This is a genomic window from Pedobacter agri PB92, from assembly GCF_000258495.1.
In the GTDB taxonomy this organism is placed as follows: domain Bacteria; phylum Bacteroidota; class Bacteroidia; order Sphingobacteriales; family Sphingobacteriaceae; genus Pedobacter; species Pedobacter agri.
Genome location: NZ_AJLG01000339.1, coordinates 1 through 916, shown reverse-complemented (window position 1 = coordinate 916; position 916 = coordinate 1). Strand labels below are relative to the sequence as shown.

Genomic DNA, 916 nt, shown 5'->3' with positions numbered 1-916 from the left:
ACGTACACACTGTCTAAGCTGTTTTTCAAAACCAATGAACTTGAAGATTGTTATGATGTAAACCTTTAAAAATAAGTATTATGGCAAGAGGAACAAAAGTGGAACGTAACTCAGTATCTGATCAGGACCATGAGATTAAGTATGAGGCTAAAAAGCTCGATGTGAAACCTGATAAAGTTAAAGATGCAAAATCTAGTGCCGGAAACCAGCGCAAGGAGATCGAGAAGAAAGTTAAATAATTACTGAGCCCCTAAAGGGGCTCTTTTTTTAGCACAATGAAAATTGCCACATACAACATCAATGGTATCAATGGCCGGATAGAGACGCTGCTGAAATGGCTGAAGCTTTCCAAGCCAGATGTAGTGTGTTTACAGGAATTGAAATGTGAGGATAAGTCATTTCCAATAAGCCGGATTACTGATGCCGGTTATTATGCAGTTTGGCATGGGCAGAAAGCATGGAATGGGGTAGCAGTATTGTCCAGAAAGGAAATTAAGGAACTTAAACGAGACTTGCCTGGGAAGGACAAAGAATTCTTGCATAGCCGCTATCTGGAGGTATTCACTTATGAAACGGTGATTGGTTGTATATATCTGCCCTTTGGAAATCCTTTTCCAGGACCTAAATTTGAGTACAAAAAACGATGGTTCTCCAGGTTGCTAGGCCACGCTAAAACCCTGATGGCAACTGGGCTGCCGGTCATGCTCGTTGGCGATTATAATGTGATGCCGACTGAACTGGATACATATAAGCCTGAGAAATATAAAAACGATGCACTTTTTCAGCCCGAGATCAGAAGTGCTTATGCGGCGTTATTGGAGCAAGGCTGGACCGATGCGATCCGCACCCTCTATCCCGGTGAGCGGATTTATACTTACTGGGATTACTTAAGGAAGGCTTGGGATAGTGTGTACGT

The 916-nt window shown here is 42.5% G+C and carries 2 protein-coding genes; both read left to right on the top strand.

Annotation, left to right across the window (positions count from 1 at the left end; genetic code table 11):
- Positions 1–80: 80 nt before the first annotated feature.
- On the top strand, positions 81–239 hold the full coding sequence (locus ON09_RS24970) for a DUF3606 domain-containing protein (RefSeq protein WP_083838058.1): 159 nt from the start codon (positions 81–83) through the stop codon (positions 237–239).
- Between the two features lie 36 nt (positions 240–275).
- Positions 276–916 (top strand): exodeoxyribonuclease III (locus ON09_RS23770; protein WP_010603569.1); only part of this gene is annotated, 641 nt, incomplete at its 3' end.

Excerpts from the sequence above, each read along its gene's own strand:
- ON09_RS24970 (WP_083838058.1), top strand. The coding sequence starts at position 81 with ATGGCAAGAGGAACAAAAGTGGAACGTAACTCAGTATCTGATCAGGAC.